The organism is Enterococcus canis NBRC 100695 (assembly GCF_001544375.1).
Taxonomy (GTDB): domain Bacteria; phylum Bacillota; class Bacilli; order Lactobacillales; family Enterococcaceae; genus Enterococcus_H; species Enterococcus_H canis.
The window spans coordinates 1-1365 of sequence record NZ_BCQJ01000037.1; the positions used below are offsets into that span (position 1 = coordinate 1).

1 protein-coding gene is annotated in these 1365 nt (G+C 41.0%); it reads left to right on the forward strand.

Going from position 1 to position 1365, the window contains the following annotated elements:
- Window positions 1–73: 73 nt before the first annotated feature.
- Window positions 74–1236, forward strand: a protein-coding gene (locus ECA01S_RS13755; RefSeq protein WP_095007062.1) for an IS3-like element ISEfa8 family transposase whose coding sequence is annotated in 2 segments (ribosomal slippage) — window positions 74–350 and window positions 350–1236 — 1164 coding nt in all. Because the reading frame shifts where the segments join, the coding sequence is not laid out codon by codon here.
- Window positions 1237–1365 lie beyond the last annotated feature (129 nt).

The following is a 1365-nucleotide window of genomic DNA, read 5'->3' on the forward strand; positions in this document are numbered from 1 at the left end:
GAATCGGCTACACTAGACTAGACAGAAAAAATAAGGTGTGTAGAATAATAAAAAACACACTGGAGGATTTTTCATGTCAAGACGTCAACGAAGAACCTATTCAAAAGAATTCAAACAACAAATCGTCGATCTCTATCTCGCTGGTAAGCCTCGCGCAGAAATTATTCGAGAGTATGAGCTTACGCCTTCTTCTTTCGATAAATGGATGAAGCAAGCACAATCAACGGGCTCATTCAAAGAAAGAGACAACTTAACACCAGAACAAGCAGAATTGATCGCACTAAGAAAGAAAAATAAGCAACTCGAAATGGAGAATGATATTTTAAAGCAGGCGGCGCTGATATTCGGACGAAAAGACAAGTAATTGATGCCAACAAGCATAAATATTCCATATCAGCGATGTGCAAAATTCTAAATATTTCTCGTCAAACCTACTATTATCAAGCGAAACCGATCGAAAATGAGTCCGACTTAGAAGAGATCGTTCAGGAAGAGTTTATTCGAAACCGAAAGGCTTACGGTACCCGAAAATTGAAGAAGTGTTTAGCAAAGCGTGGGCTTCAACTCAGTCGGCGCCGAATCGGTCGAATCATGAAACGCCGCGGATTGACATCTACCTATACGATCGCTCATTTTAAAGGGCAACGAACAGCTTGTAATGAAGCGAAAACAGCGAATGTATTAGATCGGACCTTTACACAAGAACAGCCATTGGAAGCCATCGTTACGGATCTTACTTATGTTCGCGTGGGGAAAAAGTGGCATTATATCTGCTTAATACTTGATTTGTTTAATCGAGAAATTATTGGTTATTCCTGTGGTGAGAAGAAAGATGCCTCATTGGTAAAAGAAGCCTTTGGACGGATACCGTATTCTTTAACAGACGTCAAGCTTTTTCATACAGACCGGGGAAAGGAATTTGATAACCAAACCATTCATGAGATTCTGAATGGTTTTGGAATTACTCGTTCATTGAGTAGGAAGGGTTGTCCGTATGATAATTCCGTTGCGGAATCAACCTATAAATCTGTCAAAGTAGAATTCGTGCATCAATACCAATTTGAGACACTGGCACAGCTACGTCTAGAATTGTTTGATTATGTGCATTGGTGGAACTATCTACGCTTACATGGCACGTTGGCGTATGAAACACCGATCCAAATTCGACAACAGAGATTGGCGAAGCGAATCCTTGATAATGAGCGCGGATCTGATACCTCTGGAGAGGCAGCGTAATTGAATGATTGTGCTTCTGCCGGAGAAAATCAGATCCGAGGATGCTCATTGTCAAGGGCAATCGGAGCCATAACACCGCAGCATTCACGACACCTTATAATTTTTGTCAAAAAAAGTGTTGCCATTCCA